This window comes from Thaumasiovibrio subtropicus (assembly GCF_019703835.1).
Taxonomy (GTDB): domain Bacteria; phylum Pseudomonadota; class Gammaproteobacteria; order Enterobacterales; family Vibrionaceae; genus Thaumasiovibrio; species Thaumasiovibrio subtropicus.
This window is the reverse complement of the sequence record NZ_AP023055.1, coordinates 411,829-425,705: the sequence shown is the minus strand read 5'-3', so window position 1 is coordinate 425,705 and position 13,877 is coordinate 411,829. Positions and strand designations below refer to the sequence as shown.

Here is a 13,877-nt window from a genome sequence, read left to right as displayed (position 1 = left end):
TACCTTTGGTTTAAATTGTACATGAACATCTTCCGTTCGTACTTTTTTTATCGGTCTACTTCACAAAATCTTTAAAAAAATGAGGTATCCAATGTTTTGTCCCCGATGTGGTGCCAGCACGTTTGAGCGCGAAAGCCTTAAGTCTTTCCTTTGTAAAGCCTGCGGTTTTACGTATTTTCAAAATGCAGCGACAGCAGTCGCGGCGATCATCATCGCTGAAGGAGAAATGCTCATCGCAGAGCGCGCGCGAGAGCCTGGGAAAGGAATGTGGGATTTACCCGGTGGATTTGTCGACTATGACGAGCCTCTCGAAACCGCCCTACAACGTGAGCTCCAAGAAGAGCTAGGCTGGCACACAGATATCTTGCAATATATTGGCTCCCAACCCAATGTCTATCCCTACAAAGGCATCACCTATCACACCTGTGATTGTTTCTTTTTAGTCGAGCTGGATGCCAAACCCGAACACCTCAAAGCGAATGATGACGTGGCAAGCCTACGATGGGTCGCGATTGAGGAAATCAACCTCGATAAGTTTGCATTTCAGTCCATTCGCTCAATGCTGGAGACCTTGCTTACGAGTAGCTAGTCTTCCTGACTCTCTTCATCCCGCTTTTTACGCATAGCAAAGCCACAAAAGAAAATGCCAAGACCGGATACTGAAAGCACTTGGCTTTCCGTATTCACCACACCGAGTGACCCTGCATAAGCGAACATACAGACCCCCACCCATTGCAGTAAGTATTTAATCACCTTCTCATGAAGTTCCATATCGTTTAACCCCTTAGTTATCAAACTGACGAACAGTTTGCGTTCACGTCCTGTGAACGAGATATACTCAAACCACCTCAAGATGCAGGATTCAGAAGCGGCCTAGCGCGTCTAAGTCAAGGTAAAGATACCAAGGCAAAGGTGTGAAGGAATGGCTTTCCCTTTCAAACACCTTTAACGCAGAAATCGAGGCGCTAGTCGCTTCCCGAAGGGCGAGTTTTCTAGGCTCGCCACCGTCGTTACTGTTTTTTGATTTAGTCCACTAGATCTTCAAAACAGTGCCTTGTTGACAAGCCTAGAAACTCTCGCTGAACAAGCATCTTGAGGTGGTTTGAGTATAAACATAGAGATTTCCCGATTTATAGGCAACAGAGCGCATTATTCATCTAGAGAATGAGATCTGGAAAAAGACAGCGGGGCAATACCAATCACTATTTGATCACTTATAAGCAACAATACCGACTGGTGTCAGCGAGAATTTCGAGGCTAAATACTATTCAGACGGTGGGACGACATCAACAAGCTGCTCCGCTCTATCAACAAACAAAACACCATCAAGGTGGTCAAGTTCATGTTGGAAGATACGAGCAACAAAACCATTTAGTGACACCGTCACGCTTTCGCCATCGACATTTTGATATCGAACCACAATGTCACGATATCGATATACCTCGCCACGACGTTCAGGAACACTGAGACACCCCTCCCAACCCAACTCTTTCTCTTCGCCATGAGAAAGCAGCTCTGGATTGATCATCAGTTCTGGCGGCATAGAAGGCGCATCGGGATAACGAGGGTTAGGATTCGACGCAACAATAAAGGCCCGCACACTTTGCCCTAACTGCGGTGCGGCAATCCCCACCCCATTTGCCGCTTGCATCTGTATCAACATCTCATCGAACAACGTTAAATGTTCACCAATATCCGCAATGGGTTTGGCTTTCTCGCGCAGTACGTCATCACCCAGCTTTCTTATCATTGTCTTGTCCTACTACTTTCGATGCTTTTGAAGTGAGCGTTTGTACCGCAACCACCTTGCCTAAGTTCACCGCCCGTCGCCACTCTTTTTGCAAATCAAAGCGGATACCCTTGTGACGACGCCGGTTAAGTTGCACGCCCGTTGCGTCATCAAGGCTCGCAATGACCCCCGTTTCAAGGACGGAGACATTGTGAACATGCGGCGGCAATGTACAAACAGGTACCCAAGCAACATGCTCAGGGATGGGTAATGTGAGTTTTAGGTGATTGACAAGATCCGCCACCATTTGCGCCTTGCGCGAATCGGGCTGGTCAATATTGAGGGATTCGAGTGGCGTATCTGGGCCCAACTGATCTATGTGGGTAATCGCCACAAGCATAGGAGGAAATCGTCGCTCAGGGTTCGCCACATAATAGTCATTGAGGGCTCGGAAGAAACTCACATCAATCTGCCGCGCCGATTGTGTCGCTTTCATCGTCCAAATCAATAAATCGCTATTTACCGCCGTCTCGATACAACCGGACAAGTCAGCCATCGTGACACCCGGTGTATCCTGATAAATCACTTGTACATCACCTTCATAATCCGCCAAGTAGCCGAGTCGCTCCGCGGTCGTCGACAACACATCAGTTTCTGCCACGGTTTTATTAAGAAGTTGATTCACCAAAGAAGATTTACCCGCATTCGTCTGCCCCATGATCGACACGGTCACGGGTTGAACATCGGCAGCCATCGGTATTGGTGCTTCCTCTCGCAGTTGCCAACGGCCACTATACAGATCAATCGCCACGGCGCAGGACTGTTCTAACAGCAAACGCTTGGCGCGATACTGAAGTCGATCTCCCGCTTCATCAAACGCCTTACTGAACAGCGCGCCTCGAATCTCCCCCATCACCGCACTCATCGGGTTTATCCATCGCGCGACACGATAGGTATTGTTCGCCCAACGCCAACCACGCTGGATCTGATCTTTCTTACCATATACCGCGATTAACTTATCTATTCTCACCTGATTCGCTAACGGCAAATGAAGATCGACATATTGACGATAACGACGACTGACCTCTTCGTTAATCTGCAACAATTCAGGCAATGTAAACGCATACACTGCGCGACTGTTGTCGGGATAGTAAATCAATGCAACCCGCTCAAACTGCGCTAAACACAAGGGGTACAAACTGCCCCACTCGGGCTCATCCAAGTTGTCGAGCGCACTCATTTGCTCTCGCCAGACCAACTGCTCTTGCTCTCCCCAAGCGGGATCCGCCTCCGTCACCACGTCGCCCACATCAGGCTTGCGCTTTGCTATGCGTTGTTGGAGAAAATGGAGTGAGTAACTACTTACCGTTAGTAGCGTCACACCTGCGAAAAAGATCCACCAAAGCCCTTGCTGCCAAAGCCATACCCCGCCTGCTGCCGCTAAACCGAGAATCGGTACCAACCAGCAACAGACAAGGAGCAATTTCATCTTAGGAAACCACTGCCACCAAGGGGACTTATTCATTACTGTTTGTCTCCCGCATTGTTCTTCTCCCGCATAGATTTGGCTTCGCTCAAGGCTTGACGATAGATCACCTGCAAGCTGTCGGCATCCACCGGCAGATCCAGTTTGGACTGATACAGGTAATAGCAAGCGACACGCCCAAGTGCATAGGTCGTGGAAAAACTGATCACTGCTGCCGCCGCACTGCCTACCGTTTGACCAATGCCGGGAATCAACTTCGCTAATTGCCTTCCCCCTAGTTGCCCGCCATAGCGAAGTAACATACTCGCGCCGAGAGCGGAAGAAAACGCAGATAAACGGGCGCGGTCCCATTGATAGTCATACCGTTTCCCCAAGGAGTGCAGTAATTTTCCTTGAATAGTGGGCACAGTGACTAAGCCGACACCCGGTAAGGTATCACTCGCGGCAGCTGCCCCGGCATACCAAAGAATCTCGTTCTGATACCGCTGAAAACAGAGGCTTTCCGCATCTTTCGCTTGGCTGGATTGTAACCACAAATGCAAAGTTGGCAGAATTTCAGCCACCGTCGCCTTTAATCGCGCAACCTCAACGTCATCGTCGCTGTTGTAAATAACAGCAGGTAACGCTTTCCCCGCGATCGCTTCGAACTGTTGCTGCAAAATCGTCTGTGCGCGTTCAGCATCTTCTGCTGGCATTTTATGCTTACGACTAAACACTAACACCGTTGCGAGGTCTCGTTGGCTCATTAAAGCTTGCTTGTACGCGGCAATCACCGACGCTTGATCAGGTTCATCGAGCGCGCAGGCGATAACAACCGCATGCGATTTCGACTGGCAGTAAGCGATATCGTCGGTGGGGTCATAATCAACTTCATCTAAGCCGCGGCTATCGAGAAAAGCGACTAACGGTTTCTCATTCGGGAAGGTATAAAGCGAAGCGGTTTGGGTACAAGGCTGAAATCCGTTGCCAATCTCAATCTTGCTATCATTGGTGAGGGTTTTAATGAACGTGGACTTGCCAGCACCCGTCTTTCCCAGTAGCCACAATGTGGGCAGCGTCATCAATGCCGCTTCCACTGGCACCTCATCCGCAGGCGGGTTCATCACCGCATCATAAAGACGTTGAAAGAATGCTGACTTCATAAACTTACCTCTCCCCCACCACAACGACATTAATCGTTTACCTTTCTATCAAGTTTAGCGGGGAAGGGGAAATTTTTTAGGGACAAAAAGCGAGTAAGTGGTTGAAGTATTGGTCAAGTCAGCAAACAGTATGACTCGTAAGTCGCCAAGCGATACGATTTGAGTTTTCAGCAAGCTAGCAAGGAAAGTAATCCGAAATTACGCGAATGATCGCTTCTGCCGCCGAAAAGGATTTACGCTCTGTTGCAGACGTATTGGCGAGATCGCTGTTGACTCGGGCATGTACTTCCTCCATCTTGAACTTACTGGCATCACACCAGTACACACCTTCTGTTGCATCTATCACACCTTGCAAATAGTGCTGTGCATTCGCCTGTAATGCCCTATCGCTGCTGGCTAGTGCTTGATAAAAGTGATCGGCATTCTTATTGATATCTTGCCATTCACTTGCTTGCACGAGTGAAGAGCAGACGAAAATTATCAAGATAGCACCGACTGTTTTCATAGCGCCTCCCAGCAATGCGGATTCGAGTACGACACATTGAGATACACACTTCAAGGTTAGCCGACGAACCGTAAGACGAGCAAGATTACTGACCCTGCTTGATTCAACCCTAAGGCACGGCACTCGCTAACCTATAATTAATAGGGAAATCACCCCAGTTAACATGAAAACCTTGCTAGTAAAGTAAAAATCCTCTCGGACAACTAATGTAATACAAGAATTCTTCACCTGATGTGTGTTTATAATGAGGCCCAAGATCAACCGTTTCTGATATAACCTTTTAATATTACTTAGAAATAACGCCCTCACCCATTCATCAAGATGAGTTGCGAGAGAAAGAGCGGGGGAAGGAAAATCTTCACCTGGATCTTCAAATAGCATCATGTAATTACTATCATCTACATAACTCAATATATCATAATAATATGCGTCCGTACTGTAAAATATTGGACTAAATCTAATATAGGTTAGAGGTACTGCCATAAACTCTATATCAAACCTTAACTCATTGTTCTCCCTCAAAAGGCTGATCGCCTTCTTTAAAACAATCTCGGCATGAGCCCAACTTTCATCAAAAGATCCGTAGTATTTCATATGCCAGTTACGCAACACAGCTGGGTGATTATCTGTAAGGATATCAGTTCTAATAGGTTCACCACTGTTATATATTTCAAAAATACGTTTGCACTTATTTAAGTCCAACTGCGAAGCCGAAACTGAACCAGTAAAAGCAACAAAATAACCGCCATTTTATACAACATTGACCTTCCGACTCCGATGTTGAATTGATATGTATGAAATTATAAAACCACTTATTCCAATTCACAATATCACAGTTTAAACTATTCTTTTCTATACGTTCGGAATCAAAACAAATCAAAGGTCACACAATATCGATAGTAAGTAGTCAATTTCAGACATTAAGCACACAAGTTATTTGAAGTTGTTCACCGTTTATAGAATGATAATTCTCGAAGAAAAACTGATAGTGCGCAACACCTTTTATACTGTTCTAATAATAGTGAAGCGTTGGCATAAATGTTCTCCGTCTTACAGATTAATGGCTAAAACTTAATAAAGTCAAACCCTGAAAACGAACGCTTAATATCGTCTAAAGAAACATTGAATATTTTAGCCATTTTTCTAGCATCATAGCAGATCGCCTTTCTTTCCTTATGTAATACTTTTATATGCTCAAGAACATCTTCCACATTTTCGTCCTTCAATGCCGATTTTTCCAGTTGTAAAATGTTGTCTTCCGTAACAAAAACGACTAGAAATGGCCACTTAGGAAAAATGTGCTTTTCTACACTACCACTGTAAAAAACCGCTCCATCTATATCCGCCTGACTAAAATCACATTGCTCTACCAAACCTGATGAACCATTTCGACTACCAAAACGATTGTTATGAAACTTGCCTACAAACTTGCAGCGAATCAACGAAACATCATACCAATAAAATCCATTTAAAGGCTTTTTCGCCACAATCGTCGTATCCTCTAAGGTACCACGGATACCCAACGCAGAAGTGGGTACCTTAGACTGAATTACGCAGTTTTTTAATACTATTTCTGGCCCAATAACATTAAATATCAAACGGTCATCAATAACAATTTCTTCATTCTCGACTGTTCCATTTTTCAGCTTCATGCGTTCCTCACTTAAACTCTATATACCTAAATGACGAGCCAATCATCCTGAGCACATGAAAACAAGGATAATAAAACCTCCTTTAATCATCGCACCTGAGACAAGCAACATCGATGATAAGCAGCCCAATAATACCAATGACATCACATATTCTTTTGAAACTCTTGTTAATGCTTCTAATCATAGTAGTCAGCAAATCTAAACCCATACGAATTGCCATTTTCTAGCAAATAAGCGTTATAGCTGTCCCAGAAATCGACGAGATCAACAATTGGCTTTAGGTCCAAGACATTGTCCATGCTTGTATAATAAGTAATAGATGTATTTTTATCCAAAAGGATAACTTCATGACTACGAGTGTATATTAATACCTTGCAGTCCTTTATCCAACCATCAACAGAAGATATGTCTTCATTCGTAAACTCGATGCATTCTTCAAAAATTGTAGGCCAAGTATACAATATAGGTACATCTTTTTAAGATCTTTACTCTGGCCTTCCTTATGTATAAGAAATCCACTTGTCAGATAAAAGTATGATTCAATCTCCTTTTTCAAGTAAGTAGAACTGTCATCTAAAGCTTTTACATGATAATAATAAATATCGTAGAGTGGAACTTCAATCAACATATCTTGACTAACAAGTGCAAAGCAGATATCCCTTCGCCCCCAAAGTAGCCTAGAACCTAGTTTCATTTCGAAATTATTTTCAATTACATTGTAAGTTTTTGGTAAGTCAACTCTCATCTCCTCAGATAAAGATGGAATTCCACCACTAAACCTGTCTTTAAACACATCATTTAGTTCAGATGGCAAGGCCTGTGGCACATCCGTAATCTCTTTAAATTCCTTTTCGAAAAAGTCCAAAAACATAATATAGACGCCTACAGCAAACAGAGTTAGATCATCGCCATCTTATTGTCATAAGATCCATGTCCATGATGTAGAAACATGATTTACATCGCAAGTTGTTTATCGTTATTTCTAGGAATCAGTTGTTAAGAACACAATATGATAAGTAAAGCTAGCACCCCATTAACCCACGGGGCAGAGATACCTAATCCGATTTAGAATACCCATCAATGATGGTGATTACTGACAACTAAAACAGTTCCTCTTCTAACATCCGGATCCAAGTAGACACTGAGCTACTGTCTAATTCAAACTTCTCCAAACGAGAAGAGAATTCAATAAGTCCTGAGTTTTCATTTTCCTGATATGACATACTGATGTCATGAAGATTCCCAGCAAGAATCAAGAATTGCTCAAAGTTCTCTGCTAACTTAAGAAATACTGGGTTAGGGCCAGAGCTAATATCTACAAGAAACACTTGGCCTTCATTTCTTCCAGCGGCACTTCCTATGCAAACAGTATTTGCTTCACAACATGCAACCTCAACAAGATAATTATTACTATAGAACCCAAGAAAAGGATTACTGCAGCTTTCGTTGGCTTTGGTGAGACAGGTAAGTAAATCACCGCTTCCATACGTGACAGGCCATAAAGCAAATTGACCTATAGACACTCCAGTTAACTCAACCTGACGAACAACACGTATATAGCATAAGGGCAACTCAGGAATACGTCGGCTTAACTCAGCTATTTGTTCTTCTGAATAGTTAGAACTACCAAGCCTAATATGCGATGCAATCGTAGGAAATTTAGCCGCTTCTACATCTGTATATAACTTCAACTCATCAATGTTATTAATCATTTATTACCGCCTGTTTACCTGAATGCAAAGGTGTCAAATTCTCCAACCTGGTCGCTTACTATGTAGAGATTTAGGCAAAGGTATGGCACTATGCCCATAGTCCAAATGGTGATGGATAATGAGATCACCTAGGTGATCTGCATGTTCAGGAAAGTGATCAATCCAATGTTCATCAACAACTGGAGATCGGTTAGATTTAACAAAATATAAATTATCAGAACTTAAAGTGCCAGAGAAAGTATCTTTCCATTGCCTCCAGAACTGCCTTCTATTTCCAATATCACCATACATAGTAGTACGTCCTGAAGTGAATTTTGATGTATCAATGGCGATTGGCCCTTGAACTGTGATAGGGTTGATTTAATCCCACGGCACTCGCTAACCTATAATTAATAGGGAAGTCACCCCAGTTAACATGAAAACCTAGCTAGTAAATAGCAAATCCTATAGGGCAACTAGTGTAATATAAAAAGTCTTCACCTGATGTATTCTTGTAATAAGATCCAAGGTCAGCCGTTTTATATATGACATCTTTAATATTACTTAGAAACAACTCCCTCACCCATTCATCGTAGTGACCTGCGAGAGAGAGCGCGGGTGAAGGAAAAACATCACCTGGATCTTCAAACAACATCATGTAATTTCTATCATCTATATAATTAAAAATATCGTAATAATATGCATCCGTACTATAATTCATTCGGTCGAATTTCAAATACATTAATGGCAATAGCATAAATTCCATATCAAATCTTAACTCATTATTCTCTCTCAAAAGACTGACCGAATTTTTTATAGTAACCTCAGCATTCACCCAACTTTCGTCAAAAGACCCATAGTATTTCATATACCAGTTCTGCAACGCATCTGGGAACTTTTTTCCGTTAAAGTTAAGTCTAATTTTTTCGCCACTGTGATATATTCTTAATAATTTTTTGCACTTATTCAAATCCAACTGCGAAGCCGAAACTGAACCAGTAAAAAGCAACAAAATCACCGCCATTTTATACAACATTGACCTACTGACTCCGATGTTGAATTGATATGTATGAAGTTATAAAACCACTTATTACAATTCACAATATCACATTTTAAACTATTCGTTTCTATACGTTAGGAATAAAAACAAATCGAAGGTCACACGATATCGATAGTAAGTAGTCAATTTCAGACATTAAGCACACAAGTTATTTGAAGTGTATTACCGTAATCTAGAGTGGTAATCATCGAAGTAAAACTTCTTGTACGCAATACATTTTAGAGTGTTCTAATAAAAGTGAAGCGTTGGCATAAACGATCTCCATCATTACTGCTTAATCAGTGAAATTAAAACTTAATAAAATCAAATCCTGAAAATGAATGCTTAATATCATCCACGGTAGTATTAAACAACTTAGCCAGTTTTCTTGCGTCATAGCAAATACCCTTTACTTCTTCACCAAAGTGTTTAGAATGACTAAATATATAAGCAACGTTTTCGTTTTCCTTTGCGTATTGTTCCAATTTCGAGACATTTTCTCTGCTGTTAAATAAGAACAAAAAAGGCCATTTAGGGAAAGTGTTACTTTCAACATTGCTCCCGAAGAAAAAACACCTATCAATGTCCGCTTGACTAAAATCACATTGCTCAACCAAGCCTGGTGAACCATTTCTACTACCAAAACAATTATTATGGAATTTGCCTACAAACTTGCAGCGAGTCAACGAAACATCATACCAATAAAATCCACCTAAAGGCTTTTTAGCAACAATCGTCGTGTCCTCTAAAGTACCACGGATACCCAACGCAGAAGTGGGTACCTTAGACTGAATTACGCAGTTTTTAATACTATTTCTGGCCCAATAACATTAAATATCAAACGGTCATCAATAACAATTTCTTCATTCTCGACTGTTCCATTTTTCAGCTTCATGCATTCCTCACTTAAACTCTATATACCTAAATGACGAGCCAATCATCCTGAGCGCATGAAAACAAGGATAATAAGACCTCCTTTAATCATCGCACCTGAGACAGGCAACACTGATGATAAGCAGCCCCAAAATACCAATGACATCACATATTCTTTTGAAACTCTTGTTAATGCTTCTAATCATAGTAATCAGCAAATCTAAACCCATACGAATTGCCATTTTCTAGCAAATAAGCGTTATAGCTGTCCCAAAAATCGACGAGATCAACGATTGGCTTTAGGTCCAAGACATTGTCCATGCTTGTAAAATAAGCAATAGATGTTTTTTTATCCAAAAGGATAACTTCATGACTACGAGTGTATATTAATACCTTGCAGTTCTTTATCCATTCATCAACAGAAGATACATCTTCATTCGTTAACTCGATGCATTCTTCAAAAATTGTAGGCCAGGTATACAATATTGGTACATCTTTTTTTATCTCTCGACTTTGGCCCTCTTTATTTATAATAAATCCTCTAGATAGATTAAAATACGATTCAATTTCCCTCGGCAAATAAGCAGACCTTTCAAATAAATGCCTGACATGATAATGGTTAACACAATATAATGATACTTCCACTAACATGTCTTGACTAACAAGTGCGAAAAGAATCTGTCTTCTCCCCCAAAGTAATCTAGAGCCAAATTTTAATTCGAATTTTTTTTCAATTACATTGTAAGTTTTCGGCAAATCATCTCTCATCTCCTTGAATAAAGATGGAATTCCACCACTAAACCTCTCTTTAAAGACATCACTCAATGATGATGACAAGGCCTCTGGGACATCCGAAATTTCTTTAAATTCCTTTTCGAAAAAGTCCAAAAACATAATATAGACTCCTACAGCAAACAGAGTTAGATCATCGTCATCTTATTGTCATAAGATCCATGGCCACGATGTAGAAACATGATTTACATCGCAAGTTGTTTATCGCTATTTCTAGAAATCAGTTGTTAAGAACACAATATCACAAGTAAAGCTAGCGCCCCATGAACCCACGGGGCAGAGATACTTAATCCGATTTAGAATACCCATCAATGATGGTGATGTTCGCCATCATGAGCGTTATGATCGTGCTTCCCATTGTGGTGCATCGGTTTAATGGCTTCTTTGACTTTAAACATCAGCTCTACCTCCCCGGCTTTTTCAAACGTAACGATGACAGGGAACTGTTCGCCTAGCGCCGGGACCTTAGTGAGGTTAAAGAACATCACGTGGAAGCTGCCCGGCTTTAGGGAGACCGTTTCGCCTGCCGGTACTTCAATACTTGAGACTTCACGCATTTTCATCATGCCGTCTTCATGGATATGGTTGTGTAGCTCAACCTTACCGGCGATGTCTGCGCGAGCGGCAATAATACGGTCGTCAGCCTCACCTTCATTGGTCACATCAAAGAAGCCCGCAGTCACCGCAGATGTCGGCGGAACCAGCTTAGACCACGGTTTTTGGATGTGGAGATCGCCAACGTCAACATCCTGTGCGTTAACGAGCCCTGAAAAGAGCAGCGAGAGAGAAAGTAAAAGTGTTTTTTTCATGGGTATGCCTTGTCTCTGTCCATCGATAGAGAGCAACTGTAACACCCTGATAACAAGCAAATTGTGGGGAAGTGTAGAAATGTGATGCCTATTCACTATTGATGCTGTCAATCTATTCCCGATACAAACAAAAACACCCGCTGGCTGCGGGTGTTTTATCGTCTTGCTTGTCTCACTAGGCTTGCGCGGGTGCCTCTTCAGAGACCGCTAAGTGCAAGAAATGGAGGTGGCGTTCATACTGCGTCAGTGCATCCGCAATGATTTGCTCTTTGGTATAGCCCAATACATCGTACTGCTGACCACCTTGCAACAGGTAGACTTCAGCGCGGTAGTACTCTTCTTGACTCTCTGTCTCTTCATCATTGGCGTAACACGGTACGACAAACTGCTGAAGACGAATACCATAAGCGAAATCTTCCGCTTCATCTTTACGCACCACTAAACGCACCCGTTGTTCACTCAGTTTCTCGATACTGGCGTTCAGGCCATTTGCTTGCATCTCGTTCGCAAGATCGATCAAGGCAGGCTGCACCGTATCCGTAATAAACGAGGTCGCTTCGCCACGGTCAGGGTGAGAGACCAGCGCAGAAATACGGCTTTGCCAACTTACGTTCGCTTTCGCGTACTGTACCGCTGTATTGTGCGTTTGCACGCTGTTCATCAGCAAGTAATCATGACGCAGTGCTTTAAATAGCGAGTAACAGAACGCAAGCAGCATCACCGTAATCGGGAAAGCACTCACAATGGTCATGGTTTGCAGCGCGGCTAAACCACCTGCCCACAATAGTGCTGCCGCAACCACACCTTCGGTTGAAGCCCAAAATACCCGTTGCCATACAGGCGGCTCTGCTGCACCACCGCTGGTTAAGGTATCAATCACTAATGAGCCAGAGTCAGATGAGCTGACGAAGAAAGTAATGATCAACACAACACCAATAACAGATAGCACTGTCGACATTGGCATCAATTCAAAGAATTGGAACAACGCGGCAGGCACATCATTCGCCACCGTCTCACTCAGTGACGTCATGCCTTTGTTGATGATCGCGTCGATAGCCGTGTTACCAAACGCCGTGAACCACAAGAAGCAGAATGAGCTTGGAATGAGCAACACGCCGACAAGGAACTCACGAATTGTACGACCACGTGAAACACGTGCGATAAACATCCCCACGAACGGTGACCAAGAGATCCACCAGCCCCAGTAGAAAATCGTCCAACCGCCAATCCACTCTTCTTTCGGGTCGTAGGCATAGAGGTTGAAAGTCATGGTGACGAGATCAGACAGATACGCGCCAGTGTTTTGCACAAACATCTGCATGATCAATGCCGTTGGACCCGCAACGATCACGACGATAAGCAATGCGCCAGCCAAGACCATGTTCACTTTAGAAAGCTGCTTAATCCCGTTGTCTAAACCCAGAACAACAGAAATCGTCGCAAACAAGGTGATAACAACGATGAGCCCCATCTGCACGCCACTTGAAACCTCAAGGCCGAACAGGTAGTTGAAACCCGCATTCACCTGCATCACTCCAAAACCGAGCGAGGTGGCGACACCGAACAAGGTACCAATCACGCAGAACGCATCCACGGCATGACCAATCACACCATAGATACGATCACCAATGAGAGGGTAAAGAGCAGAGCGTGGTAACAGTGGCAACTTATGGCGATAAGAGAAGTAAGCGAGCGAAAGTGCAACAAGTGCATAAACGGCCCAAGCACTGATACCCCAGTGGAAGAACGTGATTTTTAACGCTTGCTGTGCCGCTTCGGCACTAAAGGCTTCGCCAACCGGCGGCCACATGGTGTGCATGACAGGTTCAGACACGCCATAAAAAACCAAACCGATCCCCATGCCTGCGGAAAACAGCATCGCGAACCAAGCACCTAGGCTGTATTCAGGTTCGGCATGGTCTGGACCAAGTTTGATATCACCTAATCGGCTACACATTACGCCAATCAAGAAAACGAAAAAGATTGCAACGGCAGCGAGATAGAACCAACTCGCATTGTTGATCAGCCACTTTTGCAAAATAGAAAAGTTAGCCTCAAGCTCAGCCGGCATAGACACGCCAAAGATGACGAGTAGAGCAATAATAAAAACAGAAGAGAAAAAAACAGGTTTATTTAAGTCCGTAGACAAAAGTGACTCC

The 13,877-nt window shown here is 43.1% G+C and carries 16 protein-coding genes; 1 reads left to right on the top strand and 15 read right to left on the bottom strand.

What is annotated here, in order from left to right:
* Positions 1 to 91 precede the first annotated feature (91 nt).
* The gene (locus TSUB_RS18235) at positions 92 to 589 is read left to right on the top strand and encodes an NUDIX hydrolase (RefSeq protein WP_087025201.1); all 498 of its coding nucleotides are present in this window, start codon (positions 92 to 94) and stop codon (positions 587 to 589) included.
* On the opposite strand, the gene TSUB_RS18230 is transcribed toward TSUB_RS18235, so the two are convergent.
* The 15 genes from TSUB_RS18230 to TSUB_RS18160 all read right to left on the bottom strand — a co-directional run bounded on the left by TSUB_RS18230 (position 586) and on the right by TSUB_RS18160 (position 13,867).
* Positions 586 to 771 (bottom strand): hypothetical protein, encoded by a 186-nt coding sequence (locus tag TSUB_RS18230; protein ID WP_087025202.1) that lies wholly within the window; start codon positions 769 to 771, stop codon positions 586 to 588. The genes TSUB_RS18235 and TSUB_RS18230 overlap by 4 nt on opposite strands.
* A 493-nt stretch (positions 772 to 1,264) precedes the next feature.
* Positions 1,265 to 1,750 (bottom strand): peptide deformylase, encoded by a 486-nt coding sequence (def, locus tag TSUB_RS18225; RefSeq protein ID WP_087025204.1) that lies wholly within the window; start codon positions 1,748 to 1,750, stop codon positions 1,265 to 1,267.
* Positions 1,731 to 3,254, bottom strand: coding sequence for a GTPase family protein (locus TSUB_RS18220; RefSeq protein WP_159065023.1), 1,524 nt, complete (start codon positions 3,252 to 3,254; stop codon positions 1,731 to 1,733). The genes def and TSUB_RS18220 overlap by 20 nt, the downstream gene beginning before the upstream one ends.
* A complete protein-coding gene (locus TSUB_RS18215; RefSeq protein ID WP_159065024.1) occupies positions 3,254 to 4,357 on the bottom strand; it encodes a YcjF family protein in 1,104 nt (367 codons plus the stop codon). Before TSUB_RS18215 ends, TSUB_RS18220 begins: the two co-directional genes overlap by 1 nt.
* A 175-nt stretch (positions 4,358 to 4,532) precedes the next feature.
* Positions 4,533 to 4,862, bottom strand: coding sequence for a Rap1a/Tai family immunity protein (locus TSUB_RS18210; protein ID WP_087025210.1), 330 nt, complete (start codon positions 4,860 to 4,862; stop codon positions 4,533 to 4,535).
* 126 nt (positions 4,863 to 4,988) lie between these two features.
* A complete protein-coding gene (locus tag TSUB_RS18205; RefSeq protein WP_221274643.1) occupies positions 4,989 to 5,564 on the bottom strand; it encodes a hypothetical protein in 576 nt (191 codons plus the stop codon).
* A gap of 362 nt (positions 5,565 to 5,926) precedes the next feature.
* On the bottom strand, positions 5,927 to 6,514 hold the full coding sequence (locus TSUB_RS18200) for a hypothetical protein (protein WP_087016465.1): 588 nt from the start codon (positions 6,512 to 6,514) through the stop codon (positions 5,927 to 5,929).
* 382 nt (positions 6,515 to 6,896) lie between these two features.
* Positions 6,897 to 7,385 carry a hypothetical protein gene (locus tag TSUB_RS18195; RefSeq protein ID WP_221274642.1) on the bottom strand — a complete coding sequence of 163 codons (489 nt, stop codon included), beginning with the start codon at positions 7,383 to 7,385 and terminating at the stop codon, positions 6,897 to 6,899.
* Positions 7,386 to 7,614: 229 nt separating this feature from the next.
* The gene (locus tag TSUB_RS18190) at positions 7,615 to 8,226 is read right to left on the bottom strand and encodes a hypothetical protein (RefSeq protein WP_221274641.1); all 612 of its coding nucleotides are present in this window, start codon (positions 8,224 to 8,226) and stop codon (positions 7,615 to 7,617) included.
* Positions 8,227 to 8,259: 33 nt separating this feature from the next.
* Entirely contained in the window at positions 8,260 to 8,553 is a 294-nt protein-coding gene (locus TSUB_RS25285) for a hypothetical protein (RefSeq protein WP_414718402.1), read from the bottom strand.
* A gap of 100 nt (positions 8,554 to 8,653) precedes the next feature.
* Entirely contained in the window at positions 8,654 to 9,241 is a 588-nt protein-coding gene (locus TSUB_RS18180; RefSeq protein ID WP_221274639.1) for a hypothetical protein, read from the bottom strand.
* A 311-nt stretch (positions 9,242 to 9,552) separates the two neighbouring features.
* Positions 9,553 to 10,011 (bottom strand): hypothetical protein, encoded by a 459-nt coding sequence (locus TSUB_RS18175; RefSeq protein ID WP_087022802.1) that lies wholly within the window; start codon positions 10,009 to 10,011, stop codon positions 9,553 to 9,555.
* 304 nt (positions 10,012 to 10,315) lie between these two features.
* A complete protein-coding gene (locus tag TSUB_RS18170; protein WP_221274638.1) occupies positions 10,316 to 11,011 on the bottom strand; it encodes a hypothetical protein in 696 nt (231 codons plus the stop codon).
* Between the two features lie 206 nt (positions 11,012 to 11,217).
* Positions 11,218 to 11,718 (bottom strand): copper chaperone PCu(A)C, encoded by a 501-nt coding sequence (locus tag TSUB_RS18165; protein ID WP_087016464.1) that lies wholly within the window; start codon positions 11,716 to 11,718, stop codon positions 11,218 to 11,220.
* Between the two features lie 175 nt (positions 11,719 to 11,893).
* Positions 11,894 to 13,867 carry a BCCT family transporter gene (locus tag TSUB_RS18160; protein ID WP_087016463.1) on the bottom strand — a complete coding sequence of 658 codons (1,974 nt, stop codon included), beginning with the start codon at positions 13,865 to 13,867 and terminating at the stop codon, positions 11,894 to 11,896.
* Positions 13,868 to 13,877: the final 10 nt, after the last annotated feature.

Excerpts from the sequence above, each read along its gene's own strand:
- TSUB_RS18235 (WP_087025201.1), top strand. The coding sequence starts at position 92 with ATGTTTTGTCCCCGATGTGGTGCCAGCACGTTTGAGCGCGAAAGCCTT.
- TSUB_RS18210 (WP_087025210.1), bottom strand. The coding sequence starts at position 4,862 with ATGAAAACAGTCGGTGCTATCTTGATAATTTTCGTCTGCTCTTCACTC.
- TSUB_RS18215 (WP_159065024.1), bottom strand. The coding sequence starts at position 4,357 with ATGAAGTCAGCATTCTTTCAACGTCTTTATGATGCGGTGATGAACCCG.
- TSUB_RS18200 (WP_087016465.1), bottom strand. The coding sequence starts at position 6,514 with ATGAAGCTGAAAAATGGAACAGTCGAGAATGAAGAAATTGTTATTGAT.
- TSUB_RS18230 (WP_087025202.1), bottom strand. The coding sequence starts at position 771 with ATGGAACTTCATGAGAAGGTGATTAAATACTTACTGCAATGGGTGGGG.
- TSUB_RS18180 (WP_221274639.1), bottom strand. The coding sequence starts at position 9,241 with ATGTTGTATAAAATGGCGGTGATTTTGTTGCTTTTTACTGGTTCAGTT.
- TSUB_RS18190 (WP_221274641.1), bottom strand. The coding sequence starts at position 8,226 with ATGATTAATAACATTGATGAGTTGAAGTTATATACAGATGTAGAAGCG.
- TSUB_RS18195 (WP_221274642.1), bottom strand. The coding sequence starts at position 7,385 with ATGTTTTTGGACTTTTTCGAAAAGGAATTTAAAGAGATTACGGATGTG.
- TSUB_RS18170 (WP_221274638.1), bottom strand. The coding sequence starts at position 11,011 with ATGTTTTTGGACTTTTTCGAAAAGGAATTTAAAGAAATTTCGGATGTC.
- TSUB_RS18220 (WP_159065023.1), bottom strand. The coding sequence starts at position 3,254 with ATGAATAAGTCCCCTTGGTGGCAGTGGTTTCCTAAGATGAAATTGCTC.
- TSUB_RS18165 (WP_087016464.1), bottom strand. The coding sequence starts at position 11,718 with ATGAAAAAAACACTTTTACTTTCTCTCTCGCTGCTCTTTTCAGGGCTC.
- def (WP_087025204.1), bottom strand. The coding sequence starts at position 1,750 with ATGATAAGAAAGCTGGGTGATGACGTACTGCGCGAGAAAGCCAAACCC.